Here is a 24,966-nt window from a genome sequence, read left to right as displayed (position 1 = left end):
GCGACGAAAAAGCCCCGAAGCGAAAGCGGCTCCGGGGCTGAGCGGATCAACGGGCCTTACGCTTGGCGGAAGGCCCCCATCGCAGGCAGATTGCTATGCACGTCTGGGCCAAAGTAGCGGAGGCCGACCAGCGGTTCGCTGCCGGTATTTTCGATCTCGACGCCGGCCGTCGCCGCTTCGTACGAGATGAAGACTTCGTCTTCGGTCTCGGCGCCAAAGCGAATCATCGCCGGGGTTTGCAGTTTCAGCTTGCCCATGCGGCCGCTTCCCTGCATCGTGATCCAGCCGCTGGCGCCGGGGTCTTTCAGCGTGCATTTGGCGCCGGGCTCGATGGTCAATTCCTTCGAGCTGAACATCTGGGCTCCATCCACCGTGCCGTAGACGATCCAGCGATCGGTATAACCCTTGCCGCTGCGCGACTCGTCGGCGATCGGCTCTAGGTAGTTGTTGGCTTTGAAGTTGGGATCGACGTTCTTTTCCCAATCCAACTGCCCGATGATGAAGTCGAGATCCTGGTGCTTCTCTTCCGGCATATCTTTGACCAGCAGCGACCAGGGAACTTCGCGCCCTTCGACCAGCGACTGGAACATGCCGAATACGTCGCTGCCCCACTGCGGTTCGTAGGTGCAAAGCGAACCGGGAGCATGCAGCACGCCTGGCGGAATCAACCAGCCGGTTCCCCGTTTTAGACGATGCGCTTGCGACAGATAGGTGACGCCGTTGTCTCCCTTGTGCCAATCTTCCAGGCACTTGCGCAGCTGGGCCTTGGTCGTGTCAGGGGTCAGACCCATGAAGGTGTAGGCGAAGTTGTTGTCGACGTTGTTCAACTGCGGCGGGAAGTAGTAACTTTCGGGCTTCCCTTCCTGGCCGACCAGCGCGGCGTCTTTGGCGCTTTGATGAAAGTGATGCGGAATCGGGCCCATGTTGTCGAAGAACTTCGAGTAGACCGGCCAACGATCGTACTTGCTGAACATCGATTTGCCGATCAGACGTTCGCCCGCTTCGGCGACGGCGTCTTTCAGCAGGAAGTGCTGACCTTCAAACAGGCCAAAGCTTTGTCCTTCGTACCAAACGCGGCCGTCATTCGCCGCGTCCGTGGTGCTGGCGAACCAACGTTCGTCGATGCCGCCGCGGTGAGCTCCATAGGCGTACCAATCTTCGGGATGCAGCTTGATTCGCTTGCCGGGATGCAAGAAACTTCGCGGCACCCAGTTGGGCGAGAGTCGCAACAGACCTTCGCCAGCATCCAAAGCACGATCCAAGATGGGGGCGACGCTGTCCCCTTTCACCACGTTTTCGATCATCGCGTTCGTATCTCTCTGTGTAAGATGGAGCGCCTCGTGGGGCGATTTCCCGATGTCAGGGGCGGATAAAAGTCCATTGCCAATGCCCGCGTCGCTCGGATCCCAAGCCCCCGGTGGGTGCATCGGCGATACCGCGCGAAACGCCTGTTTTAGCAGGTTTTTTGGCGGTCGCAAGTAAACGTCGCGCCCTTAACGCAGGGGCAGTGCTGGATTGGATAGCTTTAACGCGATATCGTGAATCACAAAAATAATCGGTGCTTCTACCTACCCTTTGGGAACCCCGCGATGACCAACACGGTTTGGACGCTGCTAGACGCTGAAAATAACGTCGCCCTAGAAACGCTTGACGGAGAAGTCGCCACGTTGGCTCGCGATCAGTTCAGCGATGTCTCGATCCGTAAATCAACGCTGCTCGGCGGACTCTCGCAGGGAGTCGATGTGGTGGAAGTGACCAGCGGAGGATTTCGTCTGCGGATCTTACCGACGCGCGGCATGGGCGTCTGGGACGCCTATTGCGATGGCGAACGGGTCGGCTGGAACTCGCCGGTTCCGGGCCCGGTTCATCCGCAGTTTGTCGCGCTGAGCGAATCGAGCGGCATCGGCTGGCTCGACGGTTTTAACGAACTGTTGGTCCGCTGCGGTTTGGAAAGCAACGGCGCGCCGGAGTTCGACGCAGCGACTCATCGCTTGATCTATCCGCTGCATGGCCGCATCGCCAACAAGCCGGCCCAAAAAGTGACCGCCGAAATCACCGACGATGGCGAAGTGATCATCCGCGGCGAAGTATACGAAACTCGCTTCCTGGTCTACAACGTCAAGCTGACGGTCGAATATCGCATTGCCCGCGGCGAGAACGGCTTTCGGCTGAAAGATACGATCACCAATCTTTCGGCCAAACCGACCGAAGCCCAACTGCTGTATCACATCAACTTGGGCGCGCCGGTATTGTCCGAGGGAGCCCAAGCCGTGATTCCGGCCAAGAAGATTGTTCCTCGCAACGATCACGCGGCCGGCGATGTCAACAATTGGGAACGCTACTGCGATCCGCAGGCCGGTTTCGAGGAAATGGTCTACTTTTTCGAGTGTGCCGCCGATGCCGAAGGTAGGGCTCCAACGATGCTCAAGAATGCCGCCGGCGATCGGGGAGTCTCGGTGACCTTCGACACGCGGCAGCTTCCCTGTTTCTCGCTTTGGAAGAATACGGCAGCCGCAGCGGACGGCTATGTGACCGGGCTCGAGCCGGCGACCAATTTTCCGAATCCTCGGTCGTTCGAAGCGCAGCATGATCGCGTGGTCAAACTGGCGCCTGGCGGCGAGGTGAATTTCGAGATTCAGCTCGCTTATCACTCGACGCCCGACTCGGTCGCCGAGATGGAAAAGTCGATCCGCGATTTGACGCCGCAACCGGCGCAGCTGCTCGCTGCGCCGCATCCGTTATGGTGCTCTTAACCGCTGCAGCGGCTACTTATCCGTAAAAGTCAGCGTCGTCGTCACTGGGCAATGATCCGACGGATACCGCCCTTGGTCGCTTTTCCAGCGGTCGATCGTCGAGTCGGTCGCTTGGAAGCCCTGGGAGTGGAAGATCCAGTCAATTCGCGCTCCCTTGGACTTGTCGCTCCAGCCGTTGAAGGTCCAAGCCGATCCTTCCCATTTCGCGCTCTTCCACGAATCGCGAAGGTACGTAGCCAATGCTTGATGCGGCGACGACCCGGCGTCGGCGTTGAAGTCGCCGGTCAGCACGACAGGGCCGCTTTCCGTCGTGGCTTTCATCTGATCCACCAACAGTTTCGCGGCCTCTGTGCGAGACTTTGGTCCGCGATGATCGAAGTGCGTATTCCAAAAGGTGAACGCGTGGCCCGACTGCTTGTCACGCAGCTTGACCCACGATGCAATCCGCGGCAGCGACGAGTCCCAGCTGACCGATCCAATTTTCTCAGGGGTCTCGCTCAGCGCGATGCTTCCCTGGTCGAGCAGTTCAAACCGAGACTTGCGATAGAAGATGGCGCATTCTTCCCCGGCGGTTCCCTTTCCTTCGCGACTGACGGCATAGCAGTCGTACTGCGGCAGTTTCTCGCGGAGGTACGCTTCCTGAAACGGCAGGCACTCTTGCGTCCCTAGCAGGTCGGAATCGTAGCGCTCGATCGTTTCGATCACGAGCGGTTTGCGGATGTTCCAGTGGTTTTCACCATCTTTGGCCGATCCATAGCGGATGTTGAATGACATCACCCGCATCGATGGGCTGGGGGTTGCAGTCATCGCAAGCGAAGGAAAAAGGGTCAACGACGCAAAGCAGACGAGGGGGAAAAACCGTAACACAGGCAGGAACTCCAGAGGTTTGGCGAAGCCGAGAACTCTCTATTGAACAGGAAGTTGACGGCTGGGCAAGCTGCGCGGCGAAAAATGTTGGGGAGAGCCCCCAAAAAAAGCTTGCTGGTTATCAATCGGCGCCGCGCGCGATAGAATCGTCATTGTCTGCCGCGGCGTCGCTTGCGCCGCTCTGAAGGAACGCCACTCTTTTCGCCTGGGAGGGAATGATGAGCGATCGCCGCTTCGTCCACCTGCACTGCCACACGCACTATAGTCTGCTTGATGGAGCGGGGTCGATTCCGCGATTGGTCGGCCGGGCGAAGGATCACGGCATGAACGCGCTGGCGATCACCGATCACGGCAATTTGCATGGCGCGCTGCAGTTCTATCGCGCCTGCAAAGCGGCCGAAATCAATCCAGTGATCGGGTACGAAGCTTACATCGCCCCCGGCAGTCGATTTGAGAAGTCGGGCAGCCAGCGCGACTCAAACTATCACCTGACCCTGCTTGCGCAAAACAAGATTGGTTTTCGCAACCTGGTCAAACTGTCGTCGGCGGCGTATCTCGAAGGTTTCTACTTCAAGCCGCGGATCGATAAAGAGCTGCTCGAAAAATATAGCGAAGGGATCATCTGTCTCAGCGGTTGCGTCAGCAGTGAGTTTTCGAAAACGATCTTGCGCGGCACGTCGACGGAAGAACTGGAGAAAGAAGGCGCGAACGTCGCCTCATGGTTCCAGCGCGTCTTTAAAGATCGCTACTTTATCGAGATTATGAACAATGGTCTCGACATTCAGCGGATGCAGTTGGAAGGCGCCGTCGATATCGCCAATAAGATCGGCGTGCCGTTGGTTGCGACGAGCGACACGCATTACGTCGATCAAGATGACGCCGAAGCGCAAGACGTGATGCTATGCATCAACACCGGCAAATTTCGGACCGACACCAACCGGATGCGGATGGAGAACGACCAGTTCTTCTTGCGCTCGCAAGAGCAGATGTACGCCGACTTTCCTCGCCTGGAAGATGCGGTCGCGCGCAGTCAGGAAATCGCCGACACCGTCGATCTCGACCTGGAGTTAGGCAAGCGGCACTTTCCGACTTACACATTGCCGCCGGAGAAAACGGCCGACGGTTATCTGCGTGAGCTCTGCATTCAAGGGCTGAAAGAACGATACGAGGGGAACGAAGAGATGCTCCCCGGCGGCGAATTGTCAGAGGTCGTCATGGCCCGCTTGGATCGCGAACTGGGCGTGATCAGTCGGCTGGGGTTCCCCAACTACTTTTTGATCGTGTGGGACTTTGTCGTTGAGGCCCGCAAGCAGAACATTCCGGCCACCGCGCGTGGTAGCGGCGTCGGCGCGATTGTCTGCTATGCGCTTTACATGAGCCATGTTTGCCCGATCAAGTATGACTTGCTGTTCGAACGGTTTTTGGATGAGAACCGGTTGGAAGCGCCGGATATCGATATCGACTTTGACAAAGAGCGTCGCGGGCTCGTCATTCGGTACGTAAAAGACAAGTACGGCGAAGACAACGTTGCCCAGATCGGCACCTTCGGAACGCTGGCCGCTCGCGCCGCGATCAAAGACGTGGGGCGTGCGCTTGGTCTGCCGCTGGATCGCGTGAATGCGATTACCGGCATGGTGCCGGAGACGCTGGGCATCAAGCTGAAGACGGCGATCGAAACAAGTGAAGAGCTGAAACAGGCGTACGAAAACGACGGTGAAGCGCGCGAAGTGCTGAGCCTGGCGATGAAGATCGAAGGCCTGGCCCGTAACGTGGGTACGCACGCCGCGGCGGTGGTGATCGCCGATCGTCCGCTGACCGAATATGTCCCTCTGTGCCGCGTGACCGGCAAAGAAGACTTGATCACCCAGTGGTCCATGAACGACGTCGAAGACGCCGGTCTGTTGAAGATGGACTTCCTGGGGCTGCGCAACTTGACGATCTTGCGCAATGCAATCGATCTGATCGAGACGCGAGAAGGAAAGCCGTTCGACATTCATAAGATGCCGCTCGACGACGAAGAGACGTTTGCGCTGCTGCGCCGCGGTGAAACGAAGGGCGTGTTTCAGTTGGAAAGCGGCGGTATTCGCGACCTGCTGCGCCGCATGAAGCCCGATAGTTTTCTCGACATCATCGCGACCAATGCGCTGTATCGTCCGGGGCCGCTCGAAGGGGGCATGGTCGATGAATACATCGAAGTGAAGAACGGTCGCAAAGCGGCCGAGTACAAGCATCCGGTGCTGGAAAAGATCTTGGAAGAGACCAACGGGGTGATGGTCTACCAGGAACAGGTGATGCGGATTTTGAATCAACTCGGCGATATCCCGCTCGCCAAAGCGTACACCTGCATTAAAGCGATCAGTAAGAAGAAAGAGTCGCTGATTCAGCAGAACCGCGAACAGTTTATGATCGGCGCGGTCGAGAAAGGCCTGACGAAGAAAGAGGCCGAAGAATTTTGGGAGATGATCGTCAAGTTCGCCGGGTACGGCTTTAACAAGAGCCACTCGACGGCGTACGCGCTGGTCGCCTATCAGACGGCTTACTTAAAGACGCATTACCCCAAAGAGTTTATGGCGGCTCTCCTCTCGGGCGATATCTCGGGACGCAATTTCAAGACGAAAGATGCGCTTGTCGAGCATATGGAAGACTCGGAGCGAATGGAGATCGACGTCGTCGCGCCGGACGTGAACACGTCGGATGTTCAATTCGCGGTCGTCGACGGCAAGATTCCATTTGCGCTGAGCGCCATCAAAGGCTGCGGCGGAGGCGCCGCCGAAGCGATTGTCGCCGCGCGTCGCAAAGATGGACCTTTCACCGACATCTTTGACTTTTGCGAACGGGTCGACGCATCGCAGTGCAATCGAGCCGCGATTGAAACGTTGATCAAGGCCGGCGCGTTTGACTCGATGTCGACAAACCGCGCGCAGCTTAGCTCGGTCTTGGACAAAGCGATCCAGTCAGGCGCCGCGGCATTGGCCGATCGCAAAGCGGGCCAGAAGAATCTGTTCGCCGCGATGGAAGAAGCGTCAGGGGCGGCGTCCAAAGCGGTCAAGCTGCCGGATGTCGAAGAATGGAACGAACGGGAGAAACTGCTCTACGAGAAGGAAGTGCTCGGCTTCTTTCTCACGAGTCACCCGCTGGCCGAATATGGGCAGTCGTTCGCGATTTACTGCACCCATACGACGACTGACATTCCGCAGATGAAGGACAAGCAGGACGTGGTGATGGGGGGAATGATTACTTCGATCAAGCTGGCCCATACCAAGCGTGCTCGACCTGGTAGTAACAACACGAAGTACGCCAACTTTGACCTGGAAGACGTCAACGGCGCGATCCGCTGCATCATGTGGCCGGAACAATACGCAAATTTGGGAGATCTCGTAAAAACGGAAGCGGTTTTTATTATCGAAGGCCGAGTCGACAAACGAGGGGGGGGGGACGATGAGGCGAACTTGATCGTCAACAATCTGGTTCCGATCGAAGACGCCCACTCGCGCTATACCAAAGGGGTCCGGATTCGGATCGATGAAGCGCACCACGGCGCCGAGATTTTGCCCAGTTTGAACGAGATTTTGCGAGCCTACCCCGGCGATTGCGACTTGCAATTGGTGCTGCAACTGACCGATGGCCATGCGGCCCTGCTGCGGACATCGCGCCGCGTCGACGTCTCGCTGGAGATGCGGGATCGGGTCGATCAGCTGCTGGGAGAAGGAAACTTCAAGCTGATCACCGCGCCGCCGAATTCTCGCCGGCCGAGCAAGAATTAGCGCAAGTTCTTACGCAGAGAAGGGTTACGTCAAAATTTCTCGGTTTTTTGGCCGTTCGCCAAAAAAATCGGCACAGTCGGAGCCTTTTTTGACGATTGCTTGCCTTCCCTATTTTCCCAAATTAAGATCAAAGGGACAGCTTACTTACGGCATTTCGCCCTAGGTTTGTTGTAACGGCATTGCCCGCTCATCTTTCGTCGCTTGCACCAACAGCGACGAGCAATTCGCGCCTACCCTTTCTTGCTGCGTATTTCGACCAAGGATCAGACATGGAATTCCGCTCGAACCGGCTGTATCACCTGCTGCTGGCGACACTCGCCGTCGGATTATTGGTCGCCCCGGCCGCCGCTCAAACCGGTACCGGCGGCAACAACTCCAACACTACCAGCCAATCAGGCGTTTACGTCGACGCGCAAGGCGTCTTGCGAATGCAACGCGCCGCTGATCCATCGGGACAACTGATGCGTCAACGTTTGGCTGCGGCTCACGCGTCGCAGTCTCCGGAACTGAGAAAGGCGAGCGGTCTACGCAAGATCTCGCTGAATCGTTTGGAAAAAGAGCTGGCCAAAGCGACCGATCAAAACAACACGATTCCGGAAGAGATGAAGAATCTCGCCGGCCTCACGCAACTGAAGTACGTCTTCTTCTATCCCGAATCAGGCGACATCGTGATCGCCGGTCCGGCCGAAGGCTTCGTCACCGATCTCACCGGGCGCGCCGTCGGCACGAGCACCGGCCAAGCGGTTCTTTCGCTGGACGACTTAATCGTCGCGATGCGAGCCTATGCTCCTGACACCAAGGGGGTCAACTTCGTCGGCGTCTCGATCGATCCGACCGAAGAAGGCTTGAAGAACTATCAACAGTATCTCGCCAGCGTCGGCAGCAACCTCGCCAAGATCAACATTGCGACCCTGATTCCAGGAATGCAGCAAGCGTTGGGCAAGCAAGACGTGACGGTGACCGGCATTTCGCCAAAGACCAACTTTGCAAAGGTCCTGGTCGAAGCCGACTATCGCATGAAACTGATCGGCATCGGGCTCGAGCGACCTCCGGTTCGCATTCCCAGCTACACCGAGAACTCGCGCGGCGGTTCGCGGAACGCTTTGCAGCGTTGGTTTTTCACGCCGAACTACGAATGCGTGAAAATGAGCGAAGACGGCTTGGCGATGGAACTGGTCGGTGAAGGCGTTCAATTGATCGGCGAAAACGAAATGGTGACCCGCGAAGGTGGTCGCGTCCAGGCCGGCGGCGAAAGTCGCGCCAGCTATATGTTCACGTCGACTTTCACCAAAAAGTATCCGGAACTCGCCAAGCGATCGCCGGTTTACGCTCAACTGCGAAACCAGATCGACATGCTGATCGCGGCCGCTTACATCCAAGAGTACGACCTGTACGGTCAAGCGAACTGGAACCTGGGCGTCTTTAACGACGAGAGCCGTTACCCGGTCGAAGTCTACAACGCTCCGACTCAGGTCGAGACTGCGGTCAACGCCGTCTGGAAGGGCTCGAAACTGGTCACCCCGATCGGCGGCGGCGTTTCGATCAAACCGAAGTTCGCCCTGTTGCCGGAACGTCAGGTGCCCGACGAGAACGGCGCTTTGCAGAAGGAACGAGCCGAAGTGACCGTGCCGGAATTGAAGCCGGGTCAATGGTGGTGGGACTAAGTTCCGCCGCAAACCGCAAGCAACAAAAAAGCCGACCTTGGGGGTCGGCTTTTTTCGTGGGCGTCACGTGCGAGCAGCGAATGCCGAATGTCTAATAAAGAAATCTCTCGGTCCTTCGGTCTTCGTTAGACATTAGGATTTAGTCATTCGACATTTGCGCGATGCCGTGCCCTAGACCGGCGCGGCCGACTTGTGGGCTTCGAGAAAGGTCGAGCGATACTCACGCGGAGTCATTTGCTTGATCTTACGGAAGCTGCGATTGAAGCTGGAAAGATTGTCGAAGCCTGACTTCAAGCTGACATCGAGAATGCTGTCTCCCGTTTCCATCAGCAAGCGGCAGGCGATGCCGATCCGCAGTTCGCTGACATACTGAGTGACGGTGCGGCCGGTGGCTCGCTTGAACATGCGACTGAACGACGATGGGTTCATGTCGACTTCTTTGCAGATCGCCGCGTGCGAGAGCTCGGGATCTTCGAGATGTTCGTTGATGTAGTTACAGGCTTTGTCGATTCGCCAGTCAGAAGCGTGATCGAAGCCCGGCGTATAACCTTCGCTCGCGAGGACCTCGCCCCCTTCTTCGGCCAGCAAATTTAAGCAGTTGAAAAGCGAGATCAGCTGCGTCAGCCCTTGTTGCTCGGGCATGAGCTTCATGATGTCGCCGACCCGCTGAACCGCTGAGGGACTGAACAACAAGCCGCGGCGCGCCTTGTGCAGCATCAGACGGACATCGTTTAACTCGGGGGATTCAAAAAAGGTGGAGCCGAGAAAGTCGTTACTGAACTGGATGACATAAGCGATATGCCGATCGAACTTCTTGCCGACGAAGTCGTCAGACAGCCAGGTATGCGGCAGATTCTCGCCAGAAAGGACGAGGTCGCCTGGGCTGTAGCGAGCGACATGGTCGCCTACAAGCCGCGTACCAGTACCATACGGAACGTAGGTGATCTCAAGTTCCGGATGCCGATGCCATTTCGCGGGCGTCTCTAACGCAGAGCGTTCAAAACAACGAAATGAATGCCCTGGCGGCGGAACGAGTTTTTCAAATGCAATCGTCACGGCAGCTGTCTACGCATGGGTTTGCGAGTTTTGGGGCTCTCTTTAAAGATAGCCAGACTGGGCATGTATGCACACGCTATCTGAGATTTTTAGGCAAATTGCGCGTGAATTTGCCCACTTTTGCCGAAAATCACTCTCGCACGCCGGACTTTTGCCCCCCATTGGGGGTGATGTCGACTACCGTTCTTTGCGGCGGCGCTAGTGATTTTTCTCCCCGATGACGCCAAAACTGGCCTGGGCGGATCCCGGCGACGGCGTCTCCAGCGGCCACTTTGCCGGTCTCAAATAAGTTGCACGCCGCGCGGTAAAGGAGCGGCGCGACCAACTGGGCGTCGATTCCCCGAAAGTGACACTGCACGTCCGGGATTCCCAGCGGGGTCAAGCCGACGCTGTCGACCAGCGTGTCTTGTAACGAAGCGTCGACGCCATCTTCATATTCGACAATGCGAAACTGGCGGATATGAATTGCGCCGGGAGCGAGCCAAGGATGTTCTTCTAGCGAATCGACCGAGGCAAGGAAATCATCGGGCGAAACGAAGGATCGCGACGACGTCCAAAAGATCGCGTCGCAGGGGGCCGATTGCAAGATGGCGGCGACGATCTGTTGGATCATGCGCAGCCGCCGCGCCGCAGGCATTTGCGTCGCGCGAACATCCGCAATCTGAATTTCAAATTTACAATCGGGAACGACCTCGCGCGCGGCGGGCCAATTCCACGCTTGCTCCAGCGCTTCGCTCCAAGCGTCGTCGCGCGTTTCACGATCCAAAGGCGCAGGACTCGCAATCCACTGCGCTTTTTCGTACAGCGGCGCCGAGCGGACGAAAGCCAGCATCCCCTCGTCACGGTCTCCATCCAACGGAGCGACATCCGGTGCGTGCTTTTCTAGCTTTGCAAGAATGTCTCCTTTGCAAGGCGCAGGGCGCGATCGATAGAGCAGGCGAACAACGTACGCTTTGGCGGCTTCCAACGTCGTAATTTCTTAAGGAAATAAGGGGGCGAACTTCGGCGAAAGCGAAGCTGCGAATAGCGCGTCCGGCGACGAAATCAATCCGTTTGATTGTAGACGAAACGTTCGCGCATCGCGAATTTCGCAGACGAATTCTAAGGAGGTTAGCGGCTCAGAAAGAACCGCCTTCTTGTCGGAAAATCCAGTGATGTGCACGTTCGCTTGTGCCTACAATGCAAGTACGCCTTGTCTCTGATCACTGTCGTCGGAGCCGTTTTGCCTTGGCGAACAACGGCTGCATTGTAACACCAGTCCCAAGCAGGAGGATGGACGATGACAGAGCATACGATTCGACTTGATTTTCATGCATTGTTGGTGGAGCATGATCTGCTGCGTGAGATCCTGGGCGTCCTCTCAGCGGATGATAATGGACGATCCGAATGGATCTCGCTGCCGGCGATGCTCGACGAGCTTTACGATCGTCTTTCCCAGCATTTCTTGGCGGAGGAACAGGGAGGATACATGAGCGATGCGCTCCGCCGAGCGCCTCATTTGGCGGATGAAGCCGCGCGTTTGGCCGGCGAACATTCGCTATTTTTGGCCGAGATCAAAGAGTGTCGTAAGGAGGCCGACGATCAATCGACTCCCTACAGCGCCGATCTGCGAGGTCGATTTCGGAAGTTTACCGAACGCTACTTCCATCACGAGCACCACGAGAACTCGCTCGTGCAGCGCGCGTTTGACATCGACATTGGAGTCGGAGATTAATTCGTTTAGCTACGCTGCCAAGCCAACCATTTTTGGAACGCCGTTTTCACCCAGGGAGAAAGTCTTGTACGGCGATATTGATCGGCGATTCGTTTCAAAACTTCGACTTGAGTCGGATAACAATGAATGACGTCGGCTAGCGTATCCAACGTGCGTCGGGTCGACATCAACAAAGTGATCTCGCCGATCATTTCGCCTGCATGCGGCGCTACGATCGTCGCTCCGACCACTTTGCCCGATCCGCGGCGCGTATGGATCACAGCGAACCCGGCGGTTTCGCCGTCGACGGCCGCCCGATCCACTCCTTTCATTTCTTCGCGATAGCTGTCGATCAGCAGTCCTTGCTCTTGCGCTTGAGCCGGCGTCATGCCGACATGAGCGACCTCGGGATCGCTATAAGTCGTGCGCGGCATGATCAAGCTTGAGAGTCGCGCGTTCCCATAGAACAACGCGTTTCGCAAACAGACACGCGCCATCGCGTCGGCTGCATGCGTAAATTGATAACTACCGGCGATGTCGCCGGCTGCAAAGATTCGCGGGTTGGTCGTCTGCAGTCGATCGTTGACGATCACCCCTTTCTTATTGAACTGCACGCCGGCTTTGTCCAGGTCGAGCCCTTCAACGTTCGGCCGGCGACCGAGAGCGACCAGGATCGCGTCGACTTCCAGAATCTTCGACTCCCCTTCCCCCTCGATCGTCACCCGCGTCACGTCCCCTATTCTTTCGACGTGCGTGACCAAATGATTCAAATGGAGCTGAACTCCTTCGCGCGCCAGTTGTTGTCGCACGACTTCGCTGGCGCTGGGATCTTCGCGCGAGAGGATTCGCGACTGGCGCTCGATCCCGTGGACCTCGCTGCCGAAGCGGCCAAACGTCTGCGCCATTTCGGTTCCGATCGGCCCCATGCCGAGCACCGCGAGTCGCGCCGGCAACTTGGTCAGCGAAAAGATCGTTTCGTTGGTCAGATAGCCAGACTCTTCCAGCCCGGGGATCGGCGGAATTTGCGGGCGACCTCCGGTGGCGATCACGCAGCGCGCGAACTTGAGGGTCTGACCGGCCACAGTGACGGCGTCCGGCGCCACAAACTTCGCGCCGCCCAAGTAAACGTCGACCCCCATTCCGGCAAAGCGCAGCGCCGCGTCATGGCGTGAGATGTCGGCGCGGACGCGCCGCATCCGCTCCATGACCTGCGCAAACTCGACGCGCGGATCGCAAACCGGATTGACTCCATAGGAGGGCGCCGTCGCAAAGGCATGCGCCGCTCGAGCGGAGCGGATCAAGCTCTTGCTCGGTACGCAGCCATAGTTCAAGCAGTCCCCGCCGAGCAACTTGCGTTCGATCAGCGCCGACGTTCCTCCGAGACCTGTTGCGCCAAGCGCTGAAATAATGCCGGCCGATCCTCCCCCGATCGCGATTAGGTTGTACCTACCGCTGGGGATGGGATTGCTCCAATCATCGGGATGGACATGTTTCACCAGCGCCGCGTTGTGTTCGTCGTTGGGCAGCATTTCGAGCGAAGTCATGAGCGAATACTATCTGGCCAAAAGGGGAGACGGCGGCGCTCTTCTGCGCTCGGTACAGAAATTATGGTACCTCATTGGGCCTATGTCGGCTGCAAGCAGAAAAAAAGCCGGCGTCTTTCAAAAGACGTCGGCTGGTTGCGAAGTTGCGATGCTGGCTCGTGGGGCTCTTTGTGCAGCGCCATCCGTCCCTGAGCGCTTGCGGCCGAAGGTCACTGGTGCGACGATCGGCCGGCTTTGCTTCGATCTGGCCTAGGCGATCAGCTCTTTGATCACTTTGCCGCCGTTGGCGATTTTCATCGGGCGGCCGTTTTTGCTGGTGAAGGTTGTTTCGAGCGAGATGCCCATCGCTCGGCAAACGGTCGCCATCATGTCTTCGGCCGAGTAAGGTTCGGTCTCGACGCGAGTACCGTCGGCGCTCGTTTCACCGACAGCGATGCCGCCGTTGATGCCGCCGCCGCCGACCACGGTGCTCCAGCTGCGAGCCCAGTGATCACGGCCGGTGTTGCCGTTGATCCGCGGGGTGCGGCTGAATTCGCCCATCCAAACGATGGTCGTGTCTTGCAACAGACCGCGCTGCTCCAGGTCGGTGACCAGGGCCGACATCGCTTGATCCATGACCGGCAGTTTGTTGTCGGCCAAGGTGTTGAAGATGTTGGCATGGTTGTCCCAACCGCCGAGGTCGACCTCGATGAAGGGAACGCCGGCTTCGACCAGGCGACGAGCGAGCAGGCAGCCTTGGCCGAAGCCGTTCGTGCCGTACATCTCTTTCATCGCTTCCGGTTCTTCGGTGACGCGGAACGCTTTCATCTGTTCGCTGGTCATCAGGTTGACCGTCTTATTCAAGATCTTGGCGTGATCTTCGGCGGCCGGTCCGCGGCGCTGATTGATGAAGCCGTTTTCGACCAGCTTCAACATTTCAAGCCGCTTGCCGAGGGTTCCTTCGCTCATGCCGGCCATCTTCAGGTTGCGGACCTGACCGTTGCTGCTGACGGTGAACGGCGCCCAGCTCATGCCGAGGAAGCCTGGTCCGACGCTGCCGCCGCCGACCGAAACGAACGGCGGAATTTCGAGGTAAGGACGTTGGTCGAACAGCTCATGCGCGACGACCGAACCATAGCCGGGATGCTCGATGTTCGGATTCGGGACGTAGCCGGTGTGCATGTAGTAACGGCCGCGACCATGGTCGGCTTCACGAGTGCTCATCGAGCGGACGACCGAGAGATTTTTCATGATCTTGGCGGTCTTCGGCATATGTTCGCAGATTTGCAAATCGCCGGAAGTCGAGATCGGTCGGAAGGGCCCGCCGGTGTTGGCGCCGGGCTTGAGATCCCAGATATCCATGGTGCTGGGCCCGCCGCCCATCCAGAGCATGATGCAGCTTTTGCCGCGGCTGGTGAGGTCGGCGGCGTTAGCGCGAATCGCGTTGCCCATCATCATCGCCGGAGCGACCATGGCCGAAGCGCCGGCCATATGCTTCATAAAGTGACGTCGCGACATCCCAGTGGGAATGGACATAGTTCTCTCCGATTAGAAAAGGGCGATTTGCCTTGCTTGGAATCTCGTTTAGTGATCGAGCAAAAACTCGTTACTGTTCAGCAGGGCCCACCACACGTCTTGCAACGCGGCGGGCATTTCATCTTGGCGAGCGGTCAAAATCTGGCCGATCGCTTTTCGTTCGCGACCGTTCGGCTTGCGAGCCAAAGCGGCCAAAAACAGGTGATCGATTTTTTCGCTGGGAGACATGTTGCTGTTGATGACGCTCTTCAACACGCCTGAATCAAGACGCGTCGCTTTTTCCATCAAGCGGCCGTTCATCATTTCCAGCGACTGAGCGTACGAGCCTTCCAGAGCGTGCTCGACGCTCCCTTCGTCATCGCCCATCTCGCGAGCAAACTGTCCGAGCCATTGATGACGAGCCGCTGGATCGGCGATCAGCGCTGGCGCTCGTCGTGATTGGGCGACCATCTCCAGCGATTGATAAAGCTGCTCCGCTTCCATCTGACGCGAGTAATAATGGGTGAAAAGCGGGCGCCCCACATAGGGTTGATCGGCAACTTGATCGGGCGAAGTTTGGCTCGACAGCTGGAACGCGTCGGATAGCGCCATCCACCGCATCAGACGTTTCAGATCAAAACCGCTCGCGGCGAAATCGCCCGAGAGTTGGCTGAGCAGTTCGGGATGCGACGGCGGATTGTGTTTGCCCATGTCGTCGACCAGCGGCGTAAAGCCGACGCCAAAGAAATGTTGCCACATGCGGTTGACGGTCGCTTCGGCGAACATGTCGCTGTGGGTGACGTACTGCGCCAAGTAGTCGCGGCGGTTGACGTCGCTGATACGTCCGCTAGGCGGAATCGGCGGAGCGCCAGGAAACTGCGGGTAGGCGACATCGACGACACCGTTGTTGCGCTCGAAATAAACGAAGCCCTCTTCCGGCTTGTCGCCGGGGGGCGCATAGTCTTTGTCGACGACGCGGAAGCTCTCTTTTCCCTTTTCGGCGTGCGATTGGCGGAAGAAAGCGTTCAGCTGCCAATACTGGCGTTGGTCAAACGCATCCCAAGGATGGTTGTGACATTGCGAGCATTGGGCCTGACGACCGAGGAACACCTGGCACGTTTTGGCGGTCGCCAGTGTCGCGTCTTGATCTAGCAGCGAGCCCAAGAAGTTGACGGCCGGGTTGTAGTCAGCGGCGCTGGGCTGATTGCTGCCGGCGGCGGTCAGCAATTCACGCGCGAGCGCGTCGTAAGACTTGCCGGTCGTGACGCTTTCGCCCAGATATCTTTCAAACGCCGCGCGATTGACGTCACTGCCGTCGCTCATGCCGGCGGCGCGTCCAATCAACGTGTTCGCCAGACGCGAACCCCAGTATTGGGCCAGCTCGTCACGATGCTGTTCGCCGTACAAAATCTCATTGACCAGCTTTTCATCACGATCTCGTCCGCGCTGCGAAGCGAAATGCTTGATCTCCTCGACCGAAGGAATGCGGCCCAGCAATCGCAAGTAAACGCGGCGGCACCATTCTTCGGGAGTCGCATCGCCGGTCGGTTTGACGCCGGCGTCTTTCCAGGCGGCGGCTAATGCGTCGTTGATTTCGGTCACGACTTGGGCGTCGTTCTTGGCCAAAGTCGGGATCGGCTCGGCGATGATTTGCGGACGCGGATCGGCGGCTTCCGGTTGGCTGGGCTGCGTCGTATTGTTAGCAGCGATTTGCGGCTTGTCTGTATTTGCCGGCCCTGTATTGGCCGGCCCTGTATTGGCCGGTCCTGTATTAACTGGCCCTGTATTAGCCGGCATCAATGGCGCTACGGCCGGCGGTTGGCTGTTGCTGGCCAGCGGCGGCGACGGAACGTTCTGGCTCGGCTTGACCGGATCGTCGTTCGCTTTCTTGTCGTTGATCGGGCTTTCGACATGTGCCGGCGTCACGAGCGGATTGGCCGCATCTTCGCGGGCGAGTCGCTCTTGCTCCAACTGATTGCCGCGGATAACCCAGGCGCCGAAGGCGACCAGCGCCATCAGTGCGATTGACATGCCGCCGGAGATGATCCATTGGCGACGCCGCGCCCAGATGGTGCGACGACGCGCCAATTCGCTACGCGACGCGACGGGCTCGGTGATGTCAATTTCGGAAGCTTTGATCTCGGACGCGGGACCATCTACCGGCGGATGCGTCGCTTGCAACGCTGCGGTGTAGATGGGAGCGGAGATCGGCGCCGGATGAGCGGCGCCATTTTGCGACGGAGTAACTTGAGCGGAATCGGTTGGCGAATGGAGTTGAGCCAGGATGCGCGCGGTCAGATCGGGCGGGCTTTTCTGTTGGAAAAGCTCGTCAAGCAACGAATCGATCAGTGGTTCTTTGCGATCGGTCATGACTTACGAGTCGACAAATGGTCTTCCAGTCGCAGTTTTCGTTCGATGCATTCGCGCAGTTGCGACTTGGCGCGTTGCATCAGGTTTTTCGCTCCATGCTCGCCTACGCCTATTGCGTCAGCGATCTCTTGCCGCGACTTGCGCTTTTCAAATCGCATTCGCAGCGCCGTTTGCGCCCGGTTGGACAGCGACGCCAAACATTCCTGTAAGACGGCGATGACATCCTCTCCTTGATCGGCGACGGTCACTTGCTGCCAGAAGGCGTCGATCTTTTCGACATCATCGGTCACGATCAGTCGCTTGTGACGGCGACGTAGATCGATCAGCAAGTTGTGGGCGACGCGACGCAAGTAAGCGGCGGTGGCGGCCCGATCAAAGTCGTCGAAGGGCTTCTGCAAGACTCGTAGAAACGTTTCTTGCGTCAGATCCTCCGCTTCATGATCGTTGCAGCCTAACGAACGCAAATACCGCCAGACCCCTGTTTGGTGGGTCTGGATCAGGCGAGTCGCCTGGTCTCCGGCGTTTGGCAGGTCGGTTGGCTGTTCGCTCATTGAAGCGGCCGGAATCGGCGATAGTACTCAAAAAGAGGGTTGCGGAACGCCGATTGCATCGCAAGTCGTGATTCTGTAATTGGTTAGCTTGCGAGACGAACCGCCAAGATATTGGAAGCTGGCCGCTCTATTCTATTCGCAGAGACAAGTTTTTCGCGAAATTTGCCCGGCTCCGATCAAAGTACCGCGAATTGAAACATTGGAGGAGCCGTTGCCTTCTTTTCGCCCTCGGCGACGGATCTCCTTTAATACGGTTCGTGACGAGACGCGTAATTTATTGTTCCGTCGCCGGCTCTTCTTTGGGCGCCGTGCGACTTTCAGCCGATACAATGCCGTTAGAGGGAGTTTGTTGGAAATCGCAAGGAGAGATCGCATGTTCCGTCGTCAAGCAATCCTGACGCTAATGCTGGCGCTTTCGCTCGTCCTGAGCGGAAAGCTGCTTTCCCAGGAGGTCCGCGTGCTGCCGGGCTCACCTGCGTTGCCAGAAGGATTGTCGGAATACTTGCAATGGCACGCACAGTTGCAAATCGATTCTCTGCGGCTGTTTAGCGACTACATGGAGCAGCGGGCCAAAGAGAAGCAGGTTCCACGCGGGCTCTATCTGAACGCGAAGGCGATGCAGTTGCAAGCCGAGTTGGCTGCGGCCGAAGATCCGATGGCCAAGAAGGAATTGCTGACCCAGATGGCGAAGTTGTACGACGAGCGCGTTCGGCTCGACGCCGATTCGCCGGGCCGCACTTGGTACGGCGTCGATCGGACGCAGCTGGGCGATTACATGAAGCGTGAATTTCAGCTCTTCGAGAAGACAGCGGCCCAACGCGAAAAACAACCCATCAAGCCGGCGCCCAAAACAACAAAGTGAATTGCACCATGGATATTGCGGCGACTTCAGATCGTTTGACCATCGGCGAAGCGGCCCCCAAGGTCGCGGTGCAAGATTGCCGCGGAGAACGTGTGGCGTTGGCCGATCGCTGGAGCCAGCGCCCGCTGCTGATTCAGTTCGCGCGGCATCTTGGTTGCACCTTTTGTCGTGACCGCGCCAAGCAGTTGAAGCTCGACTATCCCGAGATTCAGCAGCATAACGGCGACGTCGTCTTCATCACCATGGGGACGCACGAACGTGCGCAGCAATTGCAAGACGGAATGCAGTTGCCGTTTGACGTCCTGGTCGATCCGCATCGTGCGGCGTACCAGGCGTTTCGCGTTCCCCGCGGCAACGTGTCGCAAGTCGCTGGACCGCAAGTCTGGCTGCCGGGATTGGGCGCCGTGATCCGCAGCGGATTTGGGAAGCCGACAGGCGACCTCTTGCAGTTGCAAGGAACATTTGTCGTCGATACCGCCGGCATGTTGCGATTGGCGCATCTTCCTCGCAACTCGGCCGATCATCCGCAATTGGTCGACATTCTCGCAGCGATGGAAGCATAGGCGACGCCGTCATGAAAGGGGAACTCTTCGCCGTCGAGATCCGCACCGCGCGATTTGAATCGATGCTCGATTGGTATCGCGACGTGCTGCGTTTGCAAGTTGGCGTTCGGCAGATGGAAGAAGGCTATGCGCTGCTGTGCAGCGAAGGTTTCCGGATCGCGCTGCTCGCTCGCGATGATGCGATCGCCGGCCAAGCGACCGTCAGTCTGGCTATCGAAGTCGACGACTTCGACGTCTGGCGCGAATACCTCAACGGCAAGAGCATCGCGCTCGTCGCCCAAGAAAACCCCGAAGGTTTCCGCGAACTAAAACTGAACGATCCCGACGGGAATCGGGTGAAGCTGTTTGCTTGGCGATAACAGACTGCTCCTCTTCTCTGCACCGCCTTCCGCTTTCGGCTTTCCACTTTTCCTCTTCTCAATGCGTGTGCTGCACATCCGTCTCGGGCAACAGTCTCTGCAATCGCTTCACCCCTGCGGCGGTGATCGGCGTCTCGTGCAGATAGAGATGTTTCAGCGACTTCAGTTTCGCCAGGTCTTCGATCGCGGCGTCGGTTACTTCGACGTCGACCAAAAACAGATCTTCCAAGTCGGGCAACTCGGCCAACGGGGCGATGCCGGCGTCGGTGATTCCGGTGCGGGCAAGACTTAGCACGCGTAGCGTTTTCAGCTTTGCGATAGACGGCAATGCGGCGTCAGTGATGGTCGTGCGAAACAGCGTCTGCTCGACATCGGTGATCACGCTGCCGCCCAGATACAGCTCGCGCAGCTTCGGCAAGTTTTCGAGATGGACCAGCGCCTGACCGGTGATCGGAGCGCCGCGCAGATCGAGGACTTCCAAGTGGGGCAGGCCGTCGACGATCGCCAACTCTTGGTCGGTCAACAGCAGCGGATAGCGAGTCGCGACCACTTGGATTTGATCTTCGCTGTTGCGTCCGACTTCCAGGCCGATTTCACGAAATTGAGCGACCACTTCGTTTTCGTCTGTCGGGTCTTCGGGCCGCGCGGGAGGCGCCGTCGCCAACGAAATTCCCCAGCCGATCGCAGCCAATACGCAGCACATCACCAGCAACGCGCTGGCGGCGATCACCAGTTGCGAGAATAGCGATTCCCGTTGCGGGCGCTGGGATTCGATCGGCATCACGATGGCGGAGTCAGAAGGAGCATTGCGACGAGCGGCGACGCGCTTTAGTGTAACGCATTGACAACACGAAGGAATCCATCGCCGCCGTGCGATGCGTGGATGAGACGTCGGGAATTCTAGCCAGGAGCCGTAGCGATGCAACAGATCAAGATCTTTATGTCGGTCGAGAGTGAAGTTTCGCAAACCGAAGCGGAAGTGAACGCTTGGCTGAAAGAGTCGGGAGTTCGCGTTTTGCAGATCTTTGGCAATATCGCCCCCCAAACGTCGCCGTTGGGCGAACCGACCGGAAGCGCATCGGGCCCGCTCCGTTTTCCCCCGTCCGATGTCATTATGGTCGTCCTTTACGAAACGGCGTAAGAACCAAACGAGTCGTGCCACCGTAGAAAGCCCGCGGCAGCAAGGAGCACCGCAACAACCGAAGGCTTTACGGAGGAAGTAGCGTCATGCAGCGATCGGGTCGAACACGTAAATCAGCATCCACGTTGCGCGGTTTCGCCAACATGTTGCTGATCGAAGGCTGCGGGCTGTTGGCGATTGCAGCGATGCTGGGAGCGCCGCTCGACGGTCTCGCGCCCCCTGTCGGTAACCAAACGCATTCGGTCGCATGTACGACCTGGGGCGCTAGCACGCCGCTGGCGGCCTTGTTTCGCTTGCTGCAGATCAGCGAGTAGGCGTCGTCGAGCCGCTCGCTAGCGGCAGCAGCACCGGTTCTGCATCGTCGGTGGAATCTTCCGCCGAAATCTTTGGGGGCTGGGCGCCATGTTTCTCGACGAGCATCCAAATCAGAAAGTAGACGGCCATCGCGGTAAAAATGGTCGATGCGAAGAAGCCGGCCGCCGGCGAAGCGTCGATCGCACCTGTCAGTTGACCTAATCCAAACGCGGCGACGATCAGCGCGGCTTGCGACAGCGGGCCATTTCTTTCGGTCGCGATCAGCCAGGCGGCCAACCAAGTCAGTGCGGCCATCGCCGTCAGGCATCCCAACAGCAGACCGGCGTATTCGATCTGTAGCGGCAGCGATCGCAGCGCGGCGCAAAAAATGGCGATCAACGTGGTCAGCCCCAAAATCTCGGCCAGCGAAAATTGACGTTTGGTCATCGTCAGAACGCGACTGGCCAAAATCGGCCCGGCGATCAGGGTCACCAGCGCCGAGAGCGCCGCGAGCCAAACTTGCCAAGTGAGCGGAGTGAGTCGCGACATCAATAATGCGGCCGTAACTGCCGCCGCAAAGCCGACCAACAAGCGAAACGCCAATTGCCGCCGCGGCGCTAGTCCCAAGTAAATCGCGGCCGCCCCGCATTGGGCCAACAGACCCCCAAGTAGCAAAACGCCGGGGATACTGCGAGCGCCCCATTTTTCGGCCGCGGCCAACAGCGCCGCATCGACCGCCAAAGTGGCCGCGAGAAAGAGCAAACGGAGTAGTCGGAGGGGAGTCATACCCTTCAGCATGATTGCCGGCCACAGCCAAGGGAAGCGCCGCAGGCGTCGGGGTCGTTGCATCGGGGCCCCGAAAGCTACAGAATGTAGCGGCCGTAACGATTTTTCTTTCGCCCAACACATGACGCACGAAACGCTCCAAGAGATTGTCTGTTCGCTTGGCTATCCCGCCGCGGGAAATCCGACGCAGTACGTCATGGAAAAATGCTTCGAGGCCGCCGGCTGCGACTGGCGCTGCCTGACGCTGGAAGTCGAGCCCAACGACTTTGCTGCAGCGCTGCACGGCGCCAAGGCGCTTGGCTTTCTCGGCGCCGCGATCGCCGCTCCCTTCTTGCAACAAGCGGTGGCGCTGGTCGACGAAAAAACGCCGGTCGTCGAGATCGGCGGATTGGCCAATTGCGTCGCGATTCGCCGCGGCAAATTGCATGGTGAAAATACGGAAGCGGCCGCCGTCGCCGCCGTGCTGTCGGATGTTCAAGACAAGCGGATCGTGATCGCCGGCGCCGATGGCCGCGGTCGCGCGATCGCCGCTCAGTTGGCGACCCTGAAGCCGCAAAAAATGACGATCTTCGCCGCCGCAGACGAACCAGGCCAATCGCTGGCGATTCGGCTGCACGAAGAATATGAGATCGAGACCACCTACGAGCTGGCCGAAAAGCCGCTGCCGCTGGTCGATGTCGACATCGTGATCCAAACTGGCGATGACAATAGTGCGCTGTTGTTTGATCTGACGACCCTCACCAAACAGATGACCGTCGTCGACTTGGCGATCACCCCCCGCGACGAACTGGGCCAAGCCGTGCAAGAGCGCGAAGCGACCCTCCACGACGGCCTAACCATCGCCGCCCATCTGCACGCGATCAACTATCACATCTGGACCGGCGGCGAAGCCGACGTCGTCATGATTCGCGAAACGCTGGAAGAGTACTTGGGCGTCTAAACCCAAACTCCACCGCACCCCGTTTTCTCGGATCGAAACCTGGGACTGGACTGGACCGCTGACTTTTCGGATCGAAACCTGGGACTGGACCGGACCGCTGACTTTTCGGATCGAAACCTGGGACTGGACCGGACCGCTGACTTTTCGGATCGAAACCTGGGACTGGACTGGACCGCTGACTTTTCGGATCGAAACCTGGGACTGGACCGGACCGCTGTTTTTTCGGATCGAAACCTGGGACTGGACCGGACCGCTGTTTTTTCGGATCGAAACCTAGGACTGGACTGGACCGCTGTTTTTTCGGATCGAAACCTGGGACTGGACCGGACCGTTGTTTTTTTTGAACTGAAACCTGGGACTGGACCGCAGCTTTTTTGATGCAAAGGTCCAGACGGAACAAAGCCGTGCAAGACGCGACCAGTAATTGGGTCGATTAGCGCCTCAAATCGTCATCGCGCAGCGAGGCAACCTCGAATCGGCCTTCTCGGCCGCCGAGCGATCGCAGTGGGTTCGGGATTTCCTGGGTAATGGACCCCGGATTCGTGCGCCTTGTCAAGCGACAAACTTGCGTGCTACGTTCATCGGCTTGGAACTAGTCGGGCTCGCGTCCTCCGCGAACCTCCTTGTAGGTGACCGAGCCGGGCAGTTGCTCGACTTGTACCGCCAATTCGTCCAGTTCCTCGGTGGTGACGCTTTTAGCGGCCTTCGCGATCGCCGCTTCGAGTTGGTCGTATTGTTGCTCGTATCCAGTCACAGACGACGGGCTCCGGCCACTCAGGTTTTCTAGAAGCGTATCGGCGTGGTGAAGGCTTGAGCCGTTTGTTCGCCGGGTCAGTTGAATTGCCGCGAATATCTGGGTCCGAACCTCGTCGCCGAAGCGGTCGATGTTCTTCGCTTTTTGTTCCGCCGTCAGCGCAGGAGGCCCCGTGTTACAGCCAACGCAAGAAACGGCGGCGGTCAGCAAGAGGGCGAAAATCGCAAATGGTCGGTTTGTCATATCGGGGTAACTGCTAGTTTTCATGGTTTACTTAAAAATCTGAAATTACCTGGCCGTCACCAATCGCAATCATCCTAAAAAGCATTTGCTTGTCGCCGGTCTCAGAAAGAAAGCGAACTGAACCGTCCGCCAAGACGCTCATCGCGCCGCCGGGATGACGGCTTCGCATCAGGATATTGGCGAACTCAGATCGCGTGTCGTTGCACGAGAGCTGAGCATCGTCGACAACCGAGTTGTCGCAATAGCCGGGGTAATCCCTATTATCATTTCCCGCCAGGCGAGCGTCGGAATTGATGCCGCCGTGATCGGAGGCATTGAAGGGGTTCTGGGTAGAGTCGCCGTTGAGCGCGAAAAGGCTGCCGGCCGGATGAGCCCACGCGCCGCGGGAATCCCCTTCCTGGATCGTTCCCATGCTGCACTTTAGGATCTCGCCGACCAAGATCGTGTTGGATGTTCCATCGGTGATGTCGCGGAACTTGGCGCCATATTGGTAACGAGGATTGAAGGGGCCGCGAAAGAAAGGGTCTCCCCAGTCTCGGCGGTTGTAGGTGTCATCGGTATTGACCGCCGCTGCGTAGTTCCCTTTCGAGCAGTTGTGGCTGTCTTGCGTAAAGTTCAAGGAACTGGAATCACTGGGACAAACGAATCCGGCGACCTCGACTTGCGTCACTACCTCGTTGTCGGCCACGACCGAATTGAAGTCGTACTGCGCGTGCAAGTTCGCTTGTTCCAGGAAGGGAAGCAACATCGTCGCCCACGTAGCGGTCCAATAGGCCTCGCGGGGAAACTCGTCTGCGTCGTGCGTGTTGGAGGTAATGTCCCCTTCCGAAGCCAAACAAATTGCCCCCGGCGGCAGCGTTTTAAAGGTGTCCGCATAGCTGTGCATCGCGAGACCAATCTGCTTCAGATTATTGCTGCAATGCATCCGCCGAGCGGCTTCACGAGCTTGCTGGACGGCTGGAAGCAGCAGTCCAATCAATACGCCGATAATGGCGATGACGACCAGGAGTTCGACGAGAGTGAAACCTAACGTTCGTGAAGCTGGTCTTGAACGCATGACGGGGGAACTCCGTAAGGGACAGGGCGTCAGTTGCTGAGAAGCGGGCAATCGCCCGTTCAGGGCAATTTATTTTCCGCGAGCTTTTGGTCCAAAAGATCGCAGCAGCAGGGACGAATTATAAAACTCAAAAAAAAAGGTATCATTGCGGATCGGGGCGGTTTCCTGCCCGATTCGCTATCACCTTGCTCTGGTCCACTGCGCGAACTGG

The 24,966-nt window shown here is 58.0% G+C and carries 23 protein-coding genes; 11 read left to right on the top strand and 12 right to left on the bottom strand.

Annotated features, from left to right (window positions below; translation table 11 throughout):
- Nucleotides 1–56: 56 nt before the first annotated feature.
- Nucleotides 57–1,304, bottom strand: a complete 1,248-nt coding sequence (locus DSM3645_RS00485; RefSeq protein ID WP_002649993.1) for a hypothetical protein — start codon at nucleotides 1,302–1,304, stop codon at nucleotides 57–59.
- Nucleotides 1,305–1,589: 285 nt separating this feature from the next.
- Here DSM3645_RS00485 and DSM3645_RS00480 point away from each other — a divergent pair, with 285 nt between their 5' ends.
- Nucleotides 1,590–2,753, top strand: a complete 1,164-nt coding sequence (locus tag DSM3645_RS00480) for an aldose 1-epimerase family protein (protein ID WP_002649992.1) — start codon at nucleotides 1,590–1,592, stop codon at nucleotides 2,751–2,753.
- A 12-nt stretch (nucleotides 2,754–2,765) separates the two neighbouring features.
- On the opposite strand, the gene DSM3645_RS00475 is transcribed toward DSM3645_RS00480, so the two are convergent.
- Entirely contained in the window at nucleotides 2,766–3,560 is a 795-nt protein-coding gene (locus DSM3645_RS00475; protein ID WP_237564727.1) for an endonuclease/exonuclease/phosphatase family protein, read from the bottom strand.
- A 278-nt stretch (nucleotides 3,561–3,838) separates the two neighbouring features.
- Here DSM3645_RS00475 and dnaE point away from each other — a divergent pair, with 278 nt between their 5' ends.
- Both dnaE and DSM3645_RS00465 read left to right on the top strand, forming a co-directional pair.
- Nucleotides 3,839–7,384: a DNA polymerase III subunit alpha gene (dnaE, locus tag DSM3645_RS00470; protein ID WP_002649990.1), complete on the top strand. Its 3,546-nt coding sequence runs from the start codon at nucleotides 3,839–3,841 to the stop codon at nucleotides 7,382–7,384.
- 269 nt (nucleotides 7,385–7,653) lie between these two features.
- The gene (locus DSM3645_RS00465) at nucleotides 7,654–9,048 is read left to right on the top strand and encodes a DUF1598 domain-containing protein (RefSeq protein WP_002649989.1); all 1,395 of its coding nucleotides are present in this window, start codon (nucleotides 7,654–7,656) and stop codon (nucleotides 9,046–9,048) included.
- 171 nt (nucleotides 9,049–9,219) lie between these two features.
- Here the strand turns inward: DSM3645_RS00465 and DSM3645_RS00460 are convergent, their stop codons facing one another.
- A complete protein-coding gene (locus tag DSM3645_RS00460; RefSeq protein ID WP_002649988.1) occupies nucleotides 9,220–10,104 on the bottom strand; it encodes a helix-turn-helix domain-containing protein in 885 nt (294 codons plus the stop codon).
- A 130-nt stretch (nucleotides 10,105–10,234) separates the two neighbouring features.
- Nucleotides 10,235–11,071 (bottom strand): DUF4261 domain-containing protein, encoded by an 837-nt coding sequence (locus DSM3645_RS00455; RefSeq protein ID WP_002649987.1) that lies wholly within the window; start codon nucleotides 11,069–11,071, stop codon nucleotides 10,235–10,237.
- A 312-nt stretch (nucleotides 11,072–11,383) separates the two neighbouring features.
- Between DSM3645_RS00455 and DSM3645_RS00445 the strand changes: the two genes are divergently transcribed.
- Complete coding sequence (locus tag DSM3645_RS00445) at nucleotides 11,384–11,818, top strand: hemerythrin domain-containing protein (protein WP_002649985.1); 435 nt, start codon at nucleotides 11,384–11,386, stop codon at nucleotides 11,816–11,818.
- A gap of 5 nt (nucleotides 11,819–11,823) precedes the next feature.
- Here the strand turns inward: DSM3645_RS00445 and DSM3645_RS00440 are convergent, their stop codons facing one another.
- Nucleotides 11,824–13,341 (bottom strand): mercuric reductase, encoded by a 1,518-nt coding sequence (locus DSM3645_RS00440; protein ID WP_002649984.1) that lies wholly within the window; start codon nucleotides 13,339–13,341, stop codon nucleotides 11,824–11,826.
- On the opposite strand from DSM3645_RS00440, the gene DSM3645_RS00435 reads away from it, so the two are divergent.
- Complete coding sequence (locus DSM3645_RS00435) at nucleotides 13,340–13,594, top strand: hypothetical protein (protein WP_002649983.1); 255 nt, start codon at nucleotides 13,340–13,342, stop codon at nucleotides 13,592–13,594. The two genes, DSM3645_RS00440 and DSM3645_RS00435, sit on opposite strands and share 2 nt — an antisense overlap.
- Here the strand turns inward: DSM3645_RS00435 and DSM3645_RS00430 are convergent.
- Genes DSM3645_RS00430 through DSM3645_RS00420 form a run of 3 tightly spaced genes read right to left on the bottom strand, consistent with a single transcriptional unit; the run spans nucleotide 13,591 to nucleotide 17,756 of the window.
- Complete coding sequence (locus tag DSM3645_RS00430) at nucleotides 13,591–14,856, bottom strand: DUF1501 domain-containing protein (protein ID WP_237564726.1); 1,266 nt, start codon at nucleotides 14,854–14,856, stop codon at nucleotides 13,591–13,593. The genes DSM3645_RS00435 and DSM3645_RS00430 overlap by 4 nt on opposite strands.
- A 48-nt stretch (nucleotides 14,857–14,904) precedes the next feature.
- Nucleotides 14,905–17,205: a DUF1549 domain-containing protein gene (locus DSM3645_RS00425; RefSeq protein ID WP_002649981.1), complete on the bottom strand. Its 2,301-nt coding sequence runs from the start codon at nucleotides 17,203–17,205 to the stop codon at nucleotides 14,905–14,907.
- Complete coding sequence (locus DSM3645_RS00420; protein ID WP_002649980.1) at nucleotides 17,202–17,756, bottom strand: RNA polymerase sigma factor; 555 nt, start codon at nucleotides 17,754–17,756, stop codon at nucleotides 17,202–17,204. The genes DSM3645_RS00425 and DSM3645_RS00420 overlap by 4 nt, the downstream gene beginning before the upstream one ends.
- A 373-nt stretch (nucleotides 17,757–18,129) precedes the next feature.
- Between DSM3645_RS00420 and DSM3645_RS00415 the strand changes: the two genes are divergently transcribed.
- From DSM3645_RS00415 to DSM3645_RS00405, 3 genes are read left to right on the top strand one after another with little or no spacing between them, the layout of a single operon-like run.
- Nucleotides 18,130–18,618 carry a hypothetical protein gene (locus DSM3645_RS00415; RefSeq protein ID WP_002649979.1) on the top strand — a complete coding sequence of 163 codons (489 nt, stop codon included), beginning with the start codon at nucleotides 18,130–18,132 and terminating at the stop codon, nucleotides 18,616–18,618.
- 8 nt (nucleotides 18,619–18,626) lie between these two features.
- On the top strand, nucleotides 18,627–19,181 hold the full coding sequence (locus tag DSM3645_RS00410) for a peroxiredoxin-like family protein (RefSeq protein ID WP_002649978.1): 555 nt from the start codon (nucleotides 18,627–18,629) through the stop codon (nucleotides 19,179–19,181).
- Nucleotides 19,182–19,192: 11 nt separating this feature from the next.
- Nucleotides 19,193–19,540 carry a VOC family protein gene (locus tag DSM3645_RS00405; protein WP_002649977.1) on the top strand — a complete coding sequence of 116 codons (348 nt, stop codon included), beginning with the start codon at nucleotides 19,193–19,195 and terminating at the stop codon, nucleotides 19,538–19,540.
- A 58-nt stretch (nucleotides 19,541–19,598) separates the two neighbouring features.
- Here the strand turns inward: DSM3645_RS00405 and DSM3645_RS27430 are convergent, their stop codons facing one another.
- On the bottom strand, nucleotides 19,599–20,321 hold the full coding sequence (locus tag DSM3645_RS27430; RefSeq protein ID WP_002649976.1) for a leucine-rich repeat domain-containing protein: 723 nt from the start codon (nucleotides 20,319–20,321) through the stop codon (nucleotides 19,599–19,601).
- 138 nt (nucleotides 20,322–20,459) lie between these two features.
- Between DSM3645_RS27430 and DSM3645_RS00395 the strand changes: the two genes are divergently transcribed.
- Together DSM3645_RS00395 and DSM3645_RS00390 are read left to right on the top strand one after the other, a co-directional pair.
- Nucleotides 20,460–20,681 carry a hypothetical protein gene (locus DSM3645_RS00395; protein ID WP_002649975.1) on the top strand — a complete coding sequence of 74 codons (222 nt, stop codon included), beginning with the start codon at nucleotides 20,460–20,462 and terminating at the stop codon, nucleotides 20,679–20,681.
- Between the two features lie 86 nt (nucleotides 20,682–20,767).
- The gene (locus tag DSM3645_RS00390) at nucleotides 20,768–20,995 is read left to right on the top strand and encodes a hypothetical protein (RefSeq protein ID WP_040351426.1); all 228 of its coding nucleotides are present in this window, start codon (nucleotides 20,768–20,770) and stop codon (nucleotides 20,993–20,995) included.
- Here DSM3645_RS00390 and DSM3645_RS00385 read toward each other — a convergent pair.
- Nucleotides 20,985–21,824 carry a hypothetical protein gene (locus DSM3645_RS00385; RefSeq protein ID WP_161603265.1) on the bottom strand — a complete coding sequence of 280 codons (840 nt, stop codon included), beginning with the start codon at nucleotides 21,822–21,824 and terminating at the stop codon, nucleotides 20,985–20,987. The genes DSM3645_RS00390 and DSM3645_RS00385 overlap by 11 nt on opposite strands.
- A 58-nt stretch (nucleotides 21,825–21,882) precedes the next feature.
- Here DSM3645_RS00385 and DSM3645_RS00380 point away from each other — a divergent pair, with 58 nt between their 5' ends.
- Nucleotides 21,883–22,701 carry a shikimate dehydrogenase family protein gene (locus DSM3645_RS00380; RefSeq protein ID WP_002649972.1) on the top strand — a complete coding sequence of 273 codons (819 nt, stop codon included), beginning with the start codon at nucleotides 21,883–21,885 and terminating at the stop codon, nucleotides 22,699–22,701.
- 592 nt (nucleotides 22,702–23,293) lie between these two features.
- Here the strand turns inward: DSM3645_RS00380 and DSM3645_RS00375 are convergent.
- Both DSM3645_RS00375 and DSM3645_RS00370 read right to left on the bottom strand, forming a co-directional pair.
- Nucleotides 23,294–23,698, bottom strand: a complete 405-nt coding sequence (locus DSM3645_RS00375) for a hypothetical protein (RefSeq protein ID WP_002649971.1) — start codon at nucleotides 23,696–23,698, stop codon at nucleotides 23,294–23,296.
- Between the two features lie 31 nt (nucleotides 23,699–23,729).
- A complete protein-coding gene (locus DSM3645_RS00370) occupies nucleotides 23,730–24,755 on the bottom strand; it encodes a DUF1559 domain-containing protein (RefSeq protein WP_040351425.1) in 1,026 nt (341 codons plus the stop codon).
- Between the last annotated feature and the right edge of the window lie 211 nt (nucleotides 24,756–24,966).

Source organism: Blastopirellula marina DSM 3645 (assembly GCF_000153105.1).
GTDB classification, from domain to species: domain Bacteria; phylum Planctomycetota; class Planctomycetia; order Pirellulales; family Pirellulaceae; genus Blastopirellula; species Blastopirellula marina.
The sequence above is the reverse complement of the archived record's forward strand: the minus strand, read 5'-3'. Positions and strand labels throughout refer to the sequence as shown.